The organism is Bacteroides sp. HMSC067B03 (assembly GCF_001811315.1).
Lineage (GTDB): Bacteria > Bacteroidota > Bacteroidia > Bacteroidales > Bacteroidaceae > Bacteroides > Bacteroides faecis.
The window spans coordinates 5,125-23,297 of the sequence record NZ_KV804335.1; the positions used below are offsets into that span (position 1 = coordinate 5,125).

Consider the following 18,173-nt stretch of genomic DNA (forward strand, 5'->3'; position numbering starts at 1 on the left):
TTTTGAGAAGTTTGTAGATCCTCTTTATAAATATATCAATGAAACGGTTTCACGGGTACCTGTTAGTGATTGGTATGATACAAAAACAGCTCAGATGACAGGGTTCAAGGCTCGTTCGGTTATTGGAGGACATTGGATGAAGGTACTGACAGATAAAATGTTGAACAATCAATAAATTAAATCTAGTTTTATTATGAAATGTAGAATAATGAAGAGAGGGCATTGGAATACCCATTGGTTCTTATTAGTCTTGTTAACTCTTTGCTTCATGAGTTGTAAGGATGACAATGATGGTGAAACCGCACCTTATGATCCTGGTACACCAATAGAAATAACAGATTTTACTCCCAAAGAGGGAGGAGCTAAGACACGCGTGATAATTAATGGGAGTAATTTTGGTACTGATACTTCTATTATAGACGTGACAATTGGAGGTAAAAAGGCTCCTGTAATTAATGCAAAAGGAAATAGTATTTATTGTATGATTCCTGGTAAAGTTAAAGAGGGAAACTTAATTCTGACAATTGGAAAAGGTTCGGATGCTCAAACAGTAGAAGCTAAAGATAAATTTACCTATGTTCGTAAAATTCTGGTTTCTACTTTATATGGAAAGGAAAGAGAGGATGGACATTATGAACCAATGGATGGCTCATTTGCCGAATCATTTACAAAATATTATGGTGTGGCAGAACCAACTTGGTTTTCATTTGACCCTAAAGATTATCCAAACACCCTGTACTTGGCTCAGGATAACGGTAAACCATTGCGCATTTTTGATCTAAAAAATGAAAAAATTAGTACTGGATTGAAGACTGGAGGAGATTTAGGACGTATGCGTACTATTACATGGACAGTTGATGGAGATACGATGATTATTGCTAATGATGGAGGAAGTGGAGGTGATCCGGATATCAATATCGTTAGTAATGTTTATGCAACACGTGCAGACAATTTTTCAAGTTTCCAAGTATTGGCTGCCGGTAAACAATGTAATGGTTCTGCTATCCATCCTAGAAATAAAGAGTTGTATTATAATAGTTATACCAAAGGAGATATTTATCGGTACGATTATAGACAATGGGGAGTTGGAAAAGATAATAGTATAGCACATCGTGATTATATGGGGTCCATCCAAGATAATAATTGGGAGTTTAATATGGTTATTCATCCTACAGGCAATTATGCTTATATTGTAGTGATTAATCAGCATTATATCATGCGGACTAATTATAATGAAGAAACAAAGAGTTTTGGTACACCCTATTTACTGTGTGGGCAAGTTGGGCAATCAGGCTGGGAAGACAAGGTTGGAACAAGTGCCCGTCTGAATAGTCCTTATCAAGGTGTTTTTGTCAAGAATCAACAATATGTAGATGAAGGAAAATCAGATCACTATGATTTTTATTTCTGTGACCGCCATAATCATTGTATTCGTATATTAACTCCAGAAGGATTGGTAACGACTTTTGCAGGTCGTGGAAGTGCCGGGTTAAATGACAAACCATATGGAAATGTGAATGGCGATTTGCGTGAAGAGGCTCGCTTTGATCAGCCTGCCGCAATAGCTTATGACTCTATAAACAATGTATTCTATGTCGGTGATATTGAAAATCATAGTATTCGTAGAATAGGTCTTGAAAATTGGGATGATGAAGAGAATCCAGAGAAGAACACTGTAGTGGAATGATATATTTATGAATAAACACATGTAAATATGAGATATTTTTTAATAACATGTATATTGCTGCTAAGTTGTTCAATAAGTACATGGGCAGAAAACATAGTAGTGACAGGAGTTGTGACTGATGCGCAGAAAGAGCCTTTGGTCGGTGTAAATGTAGCGGTAAAAGATGTTCCAGGTTTGGGAGCTATAACTGATATAAATGGAAAATATAAAATAGCTATAGAACCATATCAGCGACTTATATTCTCTTATGTAGGTTTTGATAAGGTAGAAGTGTTAATAAAAGAACAGCGTGTAGTAAATGTAACGATGAAAGAATCGGCAGCCAGTTCGCTGGATGAGGTCGTAATTACAGGTACAGGAGTACAGAAAAAATTGACAGTAACAGGTGCTATTACAACGGTTAATGTATCTGACTTGATGCATACTGCAAATGGAAGCGTTGTCAATGCTTTAGCTGGTAATGTAGCTGGTGTACTTGCCATGCAGACATCTGGACAACCAGGTAGAAACACTTCTGAATTCTGGATTCGTGGCATCTCCACATTTGGTGCCAGTACATCGGCACTTGTATTGGTGGATGGTTTTGAGCGTGATCTGGATGATGTAAATATAGAAGATATTGAAGACTTCTCTGTATTGAAAGACGCTTCTGCAACTGCTATTTATGGTAGTCGTGGCGCAAATGGTGTTGTTTTGATTACCACTAAACATGGTAAGCCTGGCAAAATTAACATTGATGCAAAAGTAGAGACCTCTTATAATACACGTACAATTACACCAGAGTTTGTGGATGGATATACATATGCTTCGATGATGAATGAGTCGAGAATAACTCGTAATCAGGAACCTATTTATCAACAAGATGAATTAAATATTTTACGCATGGGATTAGATCCTGATTTATATCCGAATGTTGACTGGAAAGATCTTTTGTTGAAGGATGGAGCGATGACTTATCGTGCTAATCTGAATATGAATGGTGGCGGTTCTACAGCGCGCTATTTTGTTTCATTAAGCTATCTCAAAGAAGATGGTATGTATAAAACAGATGAAACATTAAGAAAAGATTATAATACTAATGCGAATGCTAATACTTGGAATTATCGTTTAAATACAGATATCGATATTACGAAAACGACCTTACTAAAGGTTGGTGTTTCTGGTTCATTGAAAAAGTATAATGAACCTGGCTTGTCCGGTGATGTTTGGAAATCTTTGATGTATCAAAATCCGATTAGTGTTCCTGTGATGTATTCTAATGGCTATGTACCTGCTTATGGTACTGGTGAAAGAACAAATCCTTGGGTTCTTGCTACACAAACTGGTTACAAAGAACATTGGGAGAATACAATACAAACTAATATTACATTAGAACAAAAGTTGGATTTTATAACCCAGGGATTGAAGTTTATAGGTCGCTTTGGATTTGATACTTGGAATAAAAATAATATTGACCGTATTAAATGGCCGGAACAATATAAGGCGCAACGTTTTCGTGATGAAAATGGACAAATAGTTTTCGATCGTGTCACTGAAGAGCAGAAAATGAAACAGACGAGTTCTGCAGAAGGAAATCGTAACGAAATATTCGAAGCGGAATTACACTACAACCGGGGCTTTAAAGAACATCATGTCGGTGGAATTTTGAAATTTAATCAAGATTCTAAAGTGTTTACTGTAGGTACAGGTGAAGATCTGAAGAAAGGCATAGCCCGTCGTCATTTAGGATTGGCAGGACGCGTAAGTTACAATTGGAATTATCGTTATTTTGCAGATTTTAATTTCGGGTATAATGGCTCTGAGAACTTTGCGGATGGCCATCGCTTTGGCTTTTTCCCAGCAGTATCTGTTGCATGGAATGTGGCTGAGGAACCTATTATCAAAAAGAATTTTAAATGGATGAATATGTTTAAAATCCGTTACTCATTCGGTAAAGTAGGTAACGATGTTTTAAAGATTGGTAATGATGAATATCGTTTCCCTTATTTGTATACTATTGGAGATGGTACTGGTTATACTTGGGCTGATTATAATTATAGTAATTCATATTCAGGAAAACGCTATACAGATTTGGCTTCCAATTATGCTACATGGGAAATCGCAACAAAACACGATTTAGGTGTAGATTTAGCCTTGTTTAATGACAAATTCACTGCTACTGTCGATTATTTCCACGAGCAGCGAGAAGGTATTTGGATGGAACGTAAATATCTTCCTAGTATAGTAGGACTTGGAAGCAATCCACGGGCAAATGTTGGTAAGGTATTATCGGAGGGATTTGATGGTAATTTTGCTTATCGGGAGAAGATTAATAAGGTAGACATAACGGTACGTGGTAATATTACGTATAGTAAGAATACCATTTTGGAAAAGGATGAAGAAAACAATGTTTATCCTTATCAAATGGAAAGAGATTATCGTGTAAATCAGGCAAAAGGTTTAATTGCTTTAGGATTATTCAAAGACTATGATGATATTCGTAATAGCCCGAGACAAGATTTTGGTACAGTTCAGCCAGGAGATATCAAATATAAAGATGTGAATGGTGATGGTGTTGTTAATGATGGTGATAAGGTAGCTATTGGTGCAACAACCAGGCCTAATATGATTTATGGTTTCGGTATTTCTGCAAGCTGGAAAGGATTGGATGTAAATGTACATTTTCAGGGAGCTGGTAAGACATCCTTTTTTATAGATGGGCCGACTGTATATGCATTTAGTTCTGGTGAATGGGGAAATATTTTAGCTGATGTTGCTGGCTCTAATCGTTGGATTGAACATGAAATATCGGGAACAATGTCTACAGAAAATCCCAATGCTTCATATCCTCGTTTAAGTTATGGTGGGAATAATAACAACTATCGTCAGTCTACGTACTGGTTACGGAATGGTTCGTATTTACGCTTGAAAACCTTAGAGTTAGGATATTCTATACCCAAACCATTAGTTAATAAAATTCGTTTCAACAATATCCGTTTGTTCCTTCGTGGAAGTAATCTCTTAACCTTCTCCAGCTTTAAGTTGTGGGATCCGGAACTTGGAAGTTCTACAGGAACGGAATATCCGTTGGCAAAATCATTTACTTTAGGATTATCTGTTAACTTATAATTTAGATTATACTGATGAAGAAAAAATATATTTTACTATCTGCGATTTTAGGAATCGGATTAGGACTTTCCTCTTGTGCAGACCAACTTGATGCTGACCGCTATTTTAAGGATCGTATGAGTTTGAAAGATGTATTCTCTAGTAGAGATTATACAGAAGAGTGGCTGGCAAATGCATTTGAACATTTGACTGGTAGTAATGCGGATGTTTCCAGTAAAGGACATACTATGTATTGCTTTGCTGATGACATGTACTTTGGTGACCGTGATGATAAGTATAAGAAATGGAAAAACGGTGAATATGATGAGAACTGGGAACAAGGTCCTTGGGGATCATGTTATGAGGGGATACGCCAAGCTTCTATTTTTATATTGAATATAGACCAAAATATGAAGTTTACTGAGGAGGAACGAGCTGATTTGAAAGCACAGGCACGTTTTGTTAGAGCATATTATTATTGGTTACTACTTCGAAAATATGGTCCAATACCTTTGCTACCAGAAGAAGGATTGGATTATACAAAAGAATATGAAGAACTTGCCATACCACGCAATACGTATGATGAATGCGCTGATTATATAGCCTCAGAAATGAAAATTGCAGCTCGGGATCTTCCCTCAAAACGTGGAGCTAATAATGTCGCTCGTCCGACACGTGGTGCTGCTTTAGCTGCTCGTGCAAAGGTACTGCTTTATGCTGCAAGTCCGATCAATAATCCTCGTCCAGGAGATACAGAGAAGTTTACCGATTTAGTTGATCGTAATGGACGGAACTTGATAGCACAGGAATACAATGAGGAAAAATGGGCGAAAGCTGCTGCGGCTGCCCTTGATGTTATGAAACTTGAAGGTGGAACACGCTATGAATTATATCATAAATCTGCCAGCGAACAAGTTGGTACCGGATATCTTCCCACACTTCCTCCTTATGATGATGGTAACTTCGTGAATAAGAGCTGGCCTGATGGATATAAAGATATCGATCCATATGAATCTTATCGTTCATTATTTAATGGTAATGTGAATGCTTCTGATAATCCGGAACTGATTTTTACACGCGGACAAAATCAAAGTACGGAGGGTATTAATGTGATGGTACGACATCAATTGCCACGTGCGGCTAATGGCTGGAATACCCATGGGCTAACACAAAAGCAATGTGATGCTTACTACATGAAGGATGGTAAGAATTGTCCGGGAAAAGATTCTGAATATATAGACTATCCGGCATATGCCAAACGTATTGATCCTAATCCCCGTGCTGAAGGGTTTGTGACAGATGAAAATAAAGATCAGTATCCGGAATTAGGCAATAACAGAGTGGGTGTTAGTATGCAGTATGTAGGACGTGAGCCTCGTTTTTATGCGTCAGTTGCTTATAATGGTTCAACATGGTATTTATTGAATGAGCCGAACGATGCAAATAAAGATAAGCAAATTTTCTACTATAGAGGTGGTGGAAATGGATATACAAATACGATGTTCTGGTTACGGACAGGCATTGGGGTTATGAAGTTTGTACATCCCGATGATACCAATAGAGACGAAAAGGAGGAATATATTCGTAAAAAAGCAGAACCTGCAATTCGTTATGCTGAGATTTTGTTAATTTATGCGGAAGCATTGAATGAATTAACAGGAAACTATAATATTGCTTCTTGGGATGAGGAAACTCAATATACTATTCAACGTAATATTGATGAGATGAAGAAGGGTATTCAGCCTATTCGTATTCGTGCTGGAATACCTGATTATACTAGATCAGAATATGAAGATCAGGATCTTTTCCGCGAAAAATTGAAACGTGAACGCCAGATTGAGTTGATGGGTGAAGGACATCGTTACTATGACATTCGCAGATGGAAAGATGCTGAAGTAGAAGAATCATTACCCATATATGGTTGCAATACTTTGATGACAGAAAAGTGGAGAGATGTATTTCATGTTCCAGTTGCTATTCCGTCATTACCGACTAACTTCTCACGGAAAATGTATTTTTGGCCTATTAGCCATTCTGAGTTGAAGCGTAATAAGATGTTGACTCAGAATCCGGGATGGACTTATAATGATTAACTAGAAGAATTGATAAGACATGAAGAAAATATATACTTATTTAATGATACTAACCATGAGTGTGTTAGTTATCTCATGTAATAGTGAGTGGGACGAAGAACAATATGAACAGTATATCTCATTTAAAGCACCTGTTGGTGATAAAGGAGTAACTGATATTTATGTAAGATACAAGCAAGGTGGTGAAGCTACTTATAGATTACCTATGATTGTAAGTGGCTCTCTTCCAAATGGGAAGGATCGTACAGTTCATATTGCAGTAGATACAGATACATTGGATATTTTAAATGCGGCTCGCTTTGGACGTGAAGATCTTTATTATGTAGCACTGGAAAGTAATCGCTATGCATTTCCTTCTACAGTGGATATTCCGGCAGGTACATTTTCTACTCTGTTAGATATCACTTTTAATCTGGATAATATTGATTTGTTTAAGAAGTGGGTATTGCCGTTAAGTATTGCAGACGATCCTTCGTACAACTATGAAGGACATCCACGTAAAAATTATGCGAAAGCATTATTACGTGTATTACCTTTCAACGATTATTCCGGTACGTACAGTACAACTGCTATGCAGGTGTATATTAAAAACAGGGATGGGAGTATTGATAAAAGTGAGGCTATTCCTACTACTACACGTACTGCATATGTGGTTGATGAGAATACGGTGTTCTTTTATGCCGGTGCAATGGATGAAGACTTGATTGATCGCGATAAATACAAAATAAAGTTCCACTTTGAACCGGATGGAGAAAAGTTGGTGAAAATTACATCAGATAATGATAAAATTAAATTGAACCAATTAAAGGAAACATCTTATACGATTGCAGAAGTTCCGGATGTTACTCGTCCATATTTGCTACATCGTTATGTTACATTTAGTGTTGATTATGAGTTTGTAGATTATACTTCTGCCAATGAAGAAATTCCTTATTATGTGACGGGGGTTTTGACACTTGAACGTAATATTAATACTCAGATCCCGGATGAAGATCAAGCTATAGAATGGTAATCTATTCTATGAATTATTTGAGGAAGGATGTACGAATATTCGTGCATCCTTCTATTTTGTACACATAATTGAGAAACATTTAATTTAATAGACCTAGTGAGGAATTTCTATGATATTAGAGATCTCTTGAATATTTAGGTGTTTTTTATCAGATATTGTTCTTTATTGGTCAGAGTTTTTCATTTATTCTTTAATAACTTTCTTATTTTTGTATGAGGCATCAAAAGGACGAAGTTAATTAAATCAGAACAATAATGAATATAGAAAAACATTTACCTTGGCTTAGCGCTTTACTTCCTCTTGTGAGTGTGCAGGCAGAAACTCCTCCTAATGTAGTTATTATTTATATTGATGATATGGGCATAGGTGATATTGGTTGTTATGGAGGCAAGTTTGTTGCGACACCCAATATTGATAAACTGGCACAGGACGGAATACTGTTCAATCAATATTATTCTTCTGCTCCGGTTAGTTCGCCGTCCCGTTGCGGGTTGACAACAGGGCTTTTCCCACTTGAGGTAGGAATTAATACTTTCCTCAATGATAAAGCAAGTAACAAAAGATGTGAACAACGTAATTATCTGGATGACAAACTTCCTTCGATGGCGCGTGCCTTTCAGAATGCGGGCTATGCTACCGGGCACATCGGTAAATGGCATATGGGAGGCGGGCGTGATGTACATAATGCGCCTTCTATCAAAAATTATGGTTTCGATGAATATCTTTCCACCTATGAAAGTCCCGATCCGGCCCCTGCAATAACGGCCTCTAAATGGATTTGGTGTGATAATGACAGTGTAAAACGCTGGAAACGTACGGAATATTTTGTAGATAAGAGTATTGATTTTATTGAGCGTCATAAAGAGACTCCTTTCTTTCTCAATCTTTGGCCAGATGATATGCATACTCCATGGGTACCGGAGTTTAAACAAAAAGAAAGAAAAAGTTGGGAAACGAAAGAGGCTTTCTCGCCTGTGCTTGGGGAGATGGATAAGCAAATCGGTCGTTTTATAAAGACACTGGATGATATGGGATTATCAGAAAATACAATTATCATCTTCACTAGTGACAATGGGCCTGCGCCTAGTTTTAAAGCTGTTCGCTCTGCTTATTTGAGAGGAACTAAGAATAGTCTTTATGAAGGTGGTATCCGTATGCCGTTTATTGTTAAATATCCAAAGAAGATAAAACCTGGGCAGGTGAACAATTCTTCAGTGTTATGTGCTGTGGATTTATATCCTACTTTGTGTTCTGTAGCCGGAATAAAAACAGAAAAGAATTATAAAGGCGATGGACAGAATTATGCGAAGGTTCTGCTCGGCAAATCGGAAGCCAAACGAAAAACTGATTTAATGTGGGACTTCGGTAGGAATAAGCATTTTATGTTTCCTGGAAATCCTTACGATAGAAGTCCGCATCTGGCTATACGCAGTGGCAAATGGAAACTGTTGGTGAATGGAGATGGAAGCGATCCGCAGTTGTTTGACATGGAACAGGATAAATTCGAAAAAAATAATATAGCTGGAGAACATTCAGAGTTAGTAGCAAAACTAAGCAAGAAAGTATGCGAATGGTATGCCAGAAATAAAGATAAAGGATTGCAAACAGACCGCTAATTAAAAATACATGAATTCAAAAGCTTTTCTTTTACCGGCAGCACTGATGATAGCCGGCAATTCCGTTGCAAACGCAAAAGGGAAAAAAACTGATAAAAGGCCCAATATACTGGTGATTCTTGCAGATGACCTTGGTTATTCTGATTTAGGATGTTATGGCAGTGAAATCCATACACCTAACCTTGATAAACTGGCACAACAAGGAGTACGCTTCAACCATTTTTATAATGCCAGTCGTAGTTGTCCCACCCGTGCTTCTTTGCTGACCGGACTGTATCAGCATCAGGCAGGAATCGGACGAATGACTTTTGATGATAACCTGCCCGGGTATCGTGGTACACTTTCACGTAATGCGGTTACGATAGCCGAAGTGCTGAAAGAATCTGGTTACACTACCAGTATGATCGGAAAATGGCATGTTGCTGAAACTCCATTGCGTAAAGATCAGCGTGAATGGCTGGCACATCATGTTTACCATGACACCTATTCAGATTTATGTCATTATCCGGTAAACCGTGGCTTCGATTCTCATTACGGAACTATTTATGGAGTAGTAGACTACTTTGACCCGTTCAGCTTGGTTGAAGGAGAGGTGCCTGTAAAAGAAGTGCCGGAAGGATACTATATTACTCAGGCACTTTCAGATCGTGCTGCAGAAGAAGTGACGGAGTATGCCAAAGACGATAAACCGTTTTTTATGTATTTGGCTTATACTGCTCCACATTGGCCGTTACACGCTTTGCCTGAGGATATTGAAAAATATAAGGATACTTATAAAGTTGGTTGGGAAGCTATACGCAATGCCCGTTATGAGCGTCAGAAACAACTGGGAATATTTCCGGGAATGGATGACTTTTTATCTGAACGTCAGTTCAAGGACAGATGGGAGGACAATGTACACGCGGAATGGGATGCCCGTGCAATGGCTGTGCATGCTGCAATGATCGACCGTATGGATCGTGGAATTGGTCAGGTTGTTGATGCGCTGGAGAAGACCGGTCAGCTGGATAATACACTGATTCTTTTTCTCTCTGACAATGGTTGTAGCAATGAAAATTGTCAGAATTACTCTCCGGGAGAGAATGACCGCCCGGATATGACTCGCAAAGGGGAGAAGATGGTGTATCCTCATAACAAAGAGGTATTGCCCGGGCCACAAACTACCTATGCTTCATTGGGAGCTCGCTGGGCAAATGTTGCCAACACCCCGTTCCGTTTTTGGAAGGCCAAGTCTTATGAAGGAGGTATCTGTACTCCGATGATTGCGCATTGGCCGAAAGGGATTAAAAAGAATGTGGGAGGTATGACATCTGAGATTGGTCATGTAATGGATATCATGGCCACCTGTATAGACATGGCAGGTGCTACTTATCCGACTAAATACAAAGGGAACGATATAACCCCTATGGAAGGAAAGAGTTTGCTTCCTGTTTTCAAAACAGGTCATCGAGAGGGACATGATTATTTGGGCTTCGAACATTTCAATGAACGTGCCTTTCTGTCCAAAGACGGTTGGAAACTGGTCCGTCCGGGTGAGAATGCCAAATGGGAGTTGTATAACTTGAATGAAGACCGTAGTGAACAATATAATCTGGCAGATAAATATCCGGGAAAGATGAGCGAAATGGTGAATGCTTATGAAGCATGGGCGAAACGTTGTATGGTAGAACCATATCCGGGCCAAAAAAGAAATAAAAACAGCGTAAAGAGAATGGAAGAATAAGTAGGGATGAAAATAGCAAGGAATGGGAACGTTGGGCGCATGCGAACTTTGTTCTGCCTAAACATCCGAAAAAATGAAAGAAGGACAGATGAAGAGTAGATTGATCTTGAGGTATCTATGGCAGTAGATGAGATGTTATGATGTAACTGCCAATTGAAATTATTTAATATCGCCCCTGGTTCTTTAGAAATCAGGGGCGATATTAGTTATAGCAGGAACGATACTCATTGTGAGTATCTGTATCTTATTGGGATGCTCCCATTGTAGAATATGTCATACTGCCGATTTTACCATCATTACTCAATGTTTCGGCTTGGATAATTAATGGGGTGGAATATTGATTGTTATAACACTCGATGACCACTTTTCCGTTATTGTCTGTCTGCACAGACGGATTCCAGTAAAGCGTCCGTCTTTTGTCAACCTGATCTTTATATAATTCTTTGTCCGGATAAGCGGGAGAATAATATTCTAATGCCGGAGTATACCCCTGTATCATCGTTTGACGGGTTCCAAGAGCGGCTGTTTCATGCTTATTCAAAACGTTATGTCTGGGTAGTGGAATCAGATAAAAGATGCTATATTTATCTAATTCCGATATATTCACATCGTTTGAGTTAGAAAGTTTTGTGTTCTGAATGATTTCGTCACTAATTCCTCCGCTACCCTTACCGATAATGATTGAGGCTAATCCATCTACTTCAGTCAACATCATTTTGACTTCTGTTTCGGATAGAATCCTGTTCTCCATAATGTAGCAGATCGGTTTTTGACGGTAAGTATAGGTGTCATTTGTTCGATCCCAATGGAAGAGAGGGCTTAGTTTTTCCATTAATTCAGGAATCGTAGTAACCACTTTCCCATTGTCACGGAGCTTATCTACTGATTGTCGTATATCATAGTAAGCATCAATACTTTGCTCGTTGATCTTAGTAGTCATGTTTGTACTTTTGGAACGGCGCTTGCTTTTAATTTCAACTTCGTCCAATAGATAAAGACCGTCTGCCCGGCGGACAGAATCCATATACAGAGAGTCGAACTTTTCTGCTTGTTGCTGCCAGCGATCTATGCTGCTCCACTTGGGATGTAGTTCGCTGTAGTCATAAGCCCGGACAGCTGGTGAGAAATGGCGATCAATAAAGATGGAAGCATCTTTGTTCCGTTCTTTACCAGCTCTTCGGGTTTGGATGATAGCTTCCAGTTCTCCTTCAAAGTCTTCCATCGGGATGCTGAAATACCCGTTCTCATCTGTGACAGTCTGCCCGGTAATAATATTCGCATCTTTTTTGACCATTACACTAAGGTCTATATTCTTTAGTTTATTTTTGAGAATAGTTGACTTTACTTGTCCATATAGCACTAATTGAGATTCAGGAGCCTGATTGGCAACAAATGGAGTCGTTCCGATAAGTTGGCTCATATCATATTTGCGCCATCCATGCACCAATAATAGTATATCCAGTTCTTTCTGCTTTCGGGGAGAAGCTTCTGTGAAATAATATCCCGGTTGATGTATATAGCCTTTTAAATCAGATGTTAAAAGAAGATCGGTGAAAAGATTATTATCGTATGCTGAATAGTCCGAACGGAGGGCATCGCGGATACTCACCGATAACTTACTTGGGATAGGTTCTCCCAAGGCATTGTTTACTTGAAGTTCGCAGCGGATTGGAGCGTATGGGGCATATATTGTTTTCAGTCCATTGGGAGATATTTGCAAAGGTGCCCGAGGAGAGGAAAATACGAATCGTTCGCTTATTGTATTTCCTGCACGGTTGATGAGGCTGATTTGTAAGACTCCTGGCGGTAATTTACGGGATAGCAAGGTGAAACTCTGAGGCTTATTTACTTGGCAACTGATTAATTGATAAGCATATGGACGTCCTTGGTGATTAACGAAAACTGCTAATGTGTCTTGAGGGGTCGAAGCATTGCAGGCTACCTCTACCGAGATCGCTCCGGCATTGTTGTTTATTTTTAAAACATATCCATTGGGCAATGCTTTAGGAAGCGAAAATTTGTAATCTTTTCCATGATAGTTTACCTTGGCTATAGCAGGTTTAGCAGAAGGTGTGTACTCAAAACATCCCATTCCATCGTGTAAAGTCTCGAAAGAAGTGATTTCTTGTCCTTCTTGGGTATACAGGGTACCTGATAAATTAATCTCACCTTCACTTTTACTTTCTGCTTTAAAAGCTACCTGTGATGTAAGCCCCTCTACCAGTTGTCCTCCTTCCGGAAAGAAACGCAGACTCAGTTTCTCTTTAGTCTCTTCCGGTCTTGTTTCCATAGAAGGGCTTAATTCATAAGTGCTGATGCTACGTTCCAGCTGATCGCTGTTTGACAGTTGATAAATAGGGAAAGTACGTGAAAAATAATGCGGCTCGTTAAAGGCAAGCATCCAGCGGGTGTAGGCACGTACTTCATAATAGCCTGACAACATTGATTTGGATAATACAAACTGACCGTTTCCTTCTCCTTGTGTCAATTTGATAATCTGTTTGTCGGCTATGTGACCTGCCTGATCTACCAACTCCACGTATAAAGGACGGCTGATTGAACTGAAAACTTGTTTCTCGGCAAGAGTTACATACGCTTTGAACCAGATAGTGTCACCTACATAATAACTTGTATTGTCGAAATGCAGATAAGCTTTTTCGCGTGGATAAGTTTCAGCAAAGGTTTGAGCTTGATTCATATATTGTTCAAATACCACTTTGGCCGGTGGATTTTCGCCATGAACACCTGTCATCAAGATACTGCATAAGAGTATAAATAAGAATCTTTTGTTTTTCATATTAGTGTTTCTATTTTAAAGGGAGCCATACTTTATGACTGCTGTTTTTATCTCTGTTTGCTACCATATAGTAAGGAATTGCTATTCCGGACCATTCATTATTGTTTATTTGTATGATGTTTACATCGCGGAATTGCTGATGTTGTTTGCCAATAGCATATTGAGTCTCTGGCATTATTCTCATCTGATTGAGGTTCGGGTTATCGCAACTTTCAATACAGTAAATCACAGGACCGGATGCTAATGCAACCTGTTGATTCAGTTCCTTGATCTGATGGTTAGGAGTAATAATACGCGGATTTATCGGGAGTTTCAGCATTACTTTATCCTTAGGATACCACTTGCGGTCAATCTCTGCGTATCCATCTTTGATTTTGAGATTGACAGGTTGATTGTTTACGTAGAGTTTAATCTCATCCTTCAGATCAGATTCATACAAACCATAAGGATTTTCTATTCCCTGTGCCCATCCCGGAATGCGTATTCGAAGTGGGAATCGGGTTGCTTTTAGGGGACTGACTGTCAGTTGTACAGTCCCGTTCCACGGATATTCGGTTTCTTGTTTGAGCTGAATTTCCTTTCCTTTACCTAGCTGAATCTGTGTTTCACTGCCTACAAATAAGTTGATATAAATCCCCTTGGTATCGTGAGAATAGATAAATCCGGGGAATGCTCCGGTAAATTTCAGGAACATGGGAGGACAGCAAGGACAGCCGTGCCATTCCCAACGGTTATGCTTTTCAGCATTGAGTGGATTCTGGTACGTATACTGATTGCCTGAAAGGGAAACAGCCGTCAATGCACTGTTATAAAGTACTCTTTCCAGTTCATCCATGTATTTTCCCTCTCCGGTCAGCTCATTCATACGTTGGCTGAAGAAACCGGCGCCGATGGCAGCACAAGTTTCCAGATAAGCATCAGCGGGAAGATAATAATCAGGACCGAATTTCTCGTCTTCATGGATGGCCCCCACACCTCCGGTGATAAACATTCGCTTACCGACCATATTGTCCCACAGCCGTCTGGCTGTTTCTACATAGGCTGAAGAATGATTCTCAAGTGCGGCGGTAGCAATGCCTGTTGCCAGTAAAGTTGCACGTACAGCATGTCCTTCTATTGTTTGTTGATCGAATACGGGAATGGAATCCTGTGCATAGTCTCCCCAGGAAGGGCGGGAGTGAGGGCTGTATTGCGCTTCTGCATATTGGTTTTCCCTAATCCATCGTTCTGCTTTCTCGTTACCCCAACTCTTCCATAAGGGGAATCCACAGTGATGTCCTCGGTTTTCTATCCAGAAAGTGAGCAGTTTCCAATAGTTGTCTTCATTGACAGGCACTTCAAGTTCCGTTTTTAGCTCCGGATGCTGTTTGTACAGCCAATACAGTTTAATAATTGCTTCTTCCGGTCCGGAATGTGAAGGGACGATGTTCTTCTTAGGTTGTTCTCCCATGTATTCGCACATGTAGTTTGTCAGACGCGTTGCTACGGAGAGTAATTTCGTCTTTCCGGTGGCCAGATAATAGTGCACGCCGGCTTCTATCAGCATACCGGAGTTATATACCTCATGCTGCCATCTCAGAAATCCCCCGTTTTCACCCCATCGGTGTTCCGGTTCGTCAAGAGTAGTGTAGGTGTTGATATATCCATTCGGATCTGTAGCCTGTGCGGCTGCAATGCGATTGATGTAGTCATCAACCCGTGCTTCCAGATTCTTGTCGGGATATAATATCAGGTAGTCGGCAATGCCTCGGATCGATTCGTAGATAAGTCCGTCGAACCAGGGCGGTCCTACGTGACCGCCGGTACCTGTACAGCCTTGGGTTACCCGGTCGAAGTTGCTTAATGTATTGTGATTGCCGGGCTCATTGACGTGTTTGCCTTCAAATTTGTTTAATACGTCGTCAATGGTAACACGTTTCCATAATTCCATTTTCGGTGACCAGAAAGAATCATCTATATGTACCTTTCTGGCTTCAATGAAAGTCACTTTACCCATCGGCTTTTGGGCATATGTTGTTGTATACTTGCCACTTAAGTTGCATAATGTGAATGCCAATAACAGTGTAAAATGGTGTTTCTTCATAATTCTTCTTTGTGTGATTCAGACTTTTATTCCTTCTTCTCTTTTTGCGGTCTGCTTGGTATCTTTTCAAAAATAGCTTTGATACGCTCCATGTTGAGTTTGGGGCGGCGGTCGTAATAGTAAATACCATTCTTCTCTTGTTCGATATCGGTGAACTGCGTATAGCAGAATCCGGTGATATTGTTGGCAAACAATATGGCATTGATATAACTTTCCAGGCGTTCGTAGAAGCCTTCTTCATTAGTGAGCATATCGCCATATCCCCATGAATTATTCCGGTCCTGGCCTTCTGCCCATACGACTCCTCCGAATTCTCCGACAAAGAGAGGCTGGTTATGCTGATAATTATTGTCGGACTTTAGGCGCAAAGAGAAGCGTGTTGGGTCCGATTCGTAATTCCGGAAGTTCCAAATGTCAGTTGTGAAATGTATGTCACCTGCTATATCGTTGACGAGGCGGGTAGGATCAATCGCTTTGGTCAGGCGGTAAGTATCCGAAATCAGTCGTACAAAGGTAGAAGGAAACATATTCACAGACGGTTGATTGAAAGGTGTCCATGTGATAATGGAGGGATGGTTACGATCTCTTATCAGAATCTCCGTCCATTCGCTAAGGAAGTTGCGTGATGCTATTTCATTGCTGATGTTCATGCCCCAGTTAGCGGATTCTCCCCACGTGATAAATCCTAATTTGTCTGCCCAGTAATGGAATCTTTCTTCAAACACCTTTTGATGAAGGCGCGCACCGTTGAATCCGGCAGCTTTACACAACAGAATGTCATTTTTCAGTGCTTCATCGCTAGGGGCAGTCCATATTCCATCAGGATAATAACCTTGATTCAATACAAGACGTTGGAAGTAAGGCTCATTGTTCAGGTAGATCATTCCGTTGGATGTGTGCACTTTGCGCATCCCCGTATACGATTTTACTTCATCAATCACTTTTCCTTTTTCATCTTTGATGCGGTAAGTGATGTCATACAGGAAAGGATCTTCGGGACTCCACAGCTTCATCTTTTTTATGGGAATAACAAGGTTGGAGCCGTTGATGCATTTGACCGTTTTCTGGGCGACTTGTCTGTTACCGTCAGATAAGATGATTTCCATTGTCTTGTCATTAGACGATTGATAGAACTCTGGTGTGATGAACAATTGTTCCCCGTCTATATCCGGTCGTGTTTCTACAGCTTTTAATCCATAAGGTGAAACTGCTTCCAGCCATACAGTCTGCCAGATTCCGGTGACGCGGGTGTAGAAGCAGGCAAATGAAGATACTTGAGGAGACTGTTTGCCCACTGCCTGTGCGCCTGAACGAATATCATCAATAACGAAAACAACCAGATTGTGTGTCTGTCCCGGTTTCACTGACTGGGTCAGATCTATCGAGAACGACGAACTGCCTCCGCAATGATTGCCGACGAATTCTCCATCGATAAAGATTTCTGCAAAATAATCCACAGCACCGAAGTTAAGCAATATCTTTTTCCCTTGCCATTCTGCCGGTATAGACAGAGAACGTTGATACCACATCTGATTAATGAAGTCTGTGTAGCTCACTCCGGACAACTTGCTTTCCGGACAGAAAGGCACTGTAATTGTGTTATTGAAACTTTTAGCTTCGAACAGCTTGCGGTTTTTCCCGGAGTTGGAAAGATCGAATTCGTATGTCCAAGTGCCATTTAAATTTATCCATTCAGTTCTTTCGAACTGAGGACGGGGATATTCCGGACGTGGAATGTCATTCGTCGCATTTACTGTAAAAGATAACAATAAACCGAACAGAATCAGATGTGATTTCTTCATGATAGTACTTTAATGTTTTGTGCTAATTTACATTATTAATGTGTATTAGTACAAAGGTAAGAATTTAGACTTCTGAAAGAGGAAACATACTGTTCAATAAAAGAAAAAAACTGTTCATTGATGAGATAAATATTTCTTGTGTTTCCTTATTTCCGTTTTAAGCATGAATTTCGGCTTATTCCGACTGAAATGATTGTCTTACTTTTATCTATACCGAATTTTGTTGTTTATTGAACTGCATATTTCCTTTTTTCTCTGATCTTTTTCTTATTT

General features: G+C 39.7%; 10 protein-coding genes. 7 read left to right on the forward strand and 3 right to left on the reverse strand.

The window, feature by feature from the left end:
* The 7 genes from HMPREF2794_RS29465 to HMPREF2794_RS08430 all read left to right on the forward strand — a co-directional run.
* Positions 1–175 (forward strand): glutaminase domain-containing protein (locus HMPREF2794_RS29465; RefSeq protein ID WP_246839596.1); only part of this gene is annotated, 175 nt, incomplete at its 5' end.
* Between the two features lie 18 nt (positions 176–193).
* Complete coding sequence (locus HMPREF2794_RS08405) at positions 194–1,687, forward strand: IPT/TIG domain-containing protein (protein ID WP_022301403.1); 1,494 nt, start codon at positions 194–196, stop codon at positions 1,685–1,687.
* 27 nt (positions 1,688–1,714) lie between these two features.
* The gene (locus HMPREF2794_RS08410) at positions 1,715–4,795 is read left to right on the forward strand and encodes a SusC/RagA family TonB-linked outer membrane protein (protein WP_070751322.1); all 3,081 of its coding nucleotides are present in this window, start codon (positions 1,715–1,717) and stop codon (positions 4,793–4,795) included.
* A 14-nt stretch (positions 4,796–4,809) separates the two neighbouring features.
* On the forward strand, positions 4,810–6,867 hold the full coding sequence (locus HMPREF2794_RS08415; protein WP_010536215.1) for a RagB/SusD family nutrient uptake outer membrane protein: 2,058 nt from the start codon (positions 4,810–4,812) through the stop codon (positions 6,865–6,867).
* Between the two features lie 19 nt (positions 6,868–6,886).
* Positions 6,887–7,879: a DUF4973 domain-containing protein gene (locus HMPREF2794_RS08420; RefSeq protein WP_010536216.1), complete on the forward strand. Its 993-nt coding sequence runs from the start codon at positions 6,887–6,889 to the stop codon at positions 7,877–7,879.
* Between the two features lie 254 nt (positions 7,880–8,133).
* Positions 8,134–9,495, forward strand: a complete 1,362-nt coding sequence (locus HMPREF2794_RS08425) for a sulfatase-like hydrolase/transferase (RefSeq protein WP_010536217.1) — start codon at positions 8,134–8,136, stop codon at positions 9,493–9,495.
* Between the two features lie 10 nt (positions 9,496–9,505).
* A complete protein-coding gene (locus HMPREF2794_RS08430) occupies positions 9,506–11,218 on the forward strand; it encodes an arylsulfatase (RefSeq protein WP_010536218.1) in 1,713 nt (570 codons plus the stop codon).
* A gap of 244 nt (positions 11,219–11,462) precedes the next feature.
* Here the strand turns inward: HMPREF2794_RS08430 and HMPREF2794_RS08435 are convergent, their stop codons facing one another.
* The 3 genes from HMPREF2794_RS08435 to HMPREF2794_RS08445 are packed head-to-tail and all read right to left on the reverse strand — an operon-like array spanning position 11,463 to position 17,900.
* A complete protein-coding gene (locus tag HMPREF2794_RS08435) occupies positions 11,463–14,015 on the reverse strand; it encodes a hypothetical protein (protein ID WP_070751323.1) in 2,553 nt (850 codons plus the stop codon).
* 10 nt (positions 14,016–14,025) lie between these two features.
* A complete protein-coding gene (locus tag HMPREF2794_RS08440; protein WP_055269362.1) occupies positions 14,026–16,098 on the reverse strand; it encodes a glycoside hydrolase family 127 protein in 2,073 nt (690 codons plus the stop codon).
* A gap of 26 nt (positions 16,099–16,124) precedes the next feature.
* Complete coding sequence (locus HMPREF2794_RS08445) at positions 16,125–17,900, reverse strand: glycoside hydrolase family 2 protein (protein WP_070751324.1); 1,776 nt, start codon at positions 17,898–17,900, stop codon at positions 16,125–16,127.
* Positions 17,901–18,173 lie beyond the last annotated feature (273 nt).

Bases quoted from the DNA above. Each gene is read 5' to 3' on its own strand.
- HMPREF2794_RS08430 (WP_010536218.1), top strand. From the start codon at position 9,506: ATGAATTCAAAAGCTTTTCTTTTACCGGCAGCACTGATGATAGCCGGC.
- HMPREF2794_RS08440 (WP_055269362.1), bottom strand. From the start codon at position 16,098: ATGAAGAAACACCATTTTACACTGTTATTGGCATTCACATTATGCAAC.
- HMPREF2794_RS08410 (WP_070751322.1), top strand. From the start codon at position 1,715: ATGAGATATTTTTTAATAACATGTATATTGCTGCTAAGTTGTTCAATA.
- HMPREF2794_RS08425 (WP_010536217.1), top strand. From the start codon at position 8,134: ATGAATATAGAAAAACATTTACCTTGGCTTAGCGCTTTACTTCCTCTT.
- HMPREF2794_RS08405 (WP_022301403.1), top strand. From the start codon at position 194: ATGAAATGTAGAATAATGAAGAGAGGGCATTGGAATACCCATTGGTTC.
- HMPREF2794_RS08445 (WP_070751324.1), bottom strand. From the start codon at position 17,900: ATGAAGAAATCACATCTGATTCTGTTCGGTTTATTGTTATCTTTTACA.
- HMPREF2794_RS08415 (WP_010536215.1), top strand. From the start codon at position 4,810: ATGAAGAAAAAATATATTTTACTATCTGCGATTTTAGGAATCGGATTA.
- HMPREF2794_RS08435 (WP_070751323.1), bottom strand. From the start codon at position 14,015: ATGAAAAACAAAAGATTCTTATTTATACTCTTATGCAGTATCTTGATG.
- HMPREF2794_RS08420 (WP_010536216.1), top strand. From the start codon at position 6,887: ATGAAGAAAATATATACTTATTTAATGATACTAACCATGAGTGTGTTA.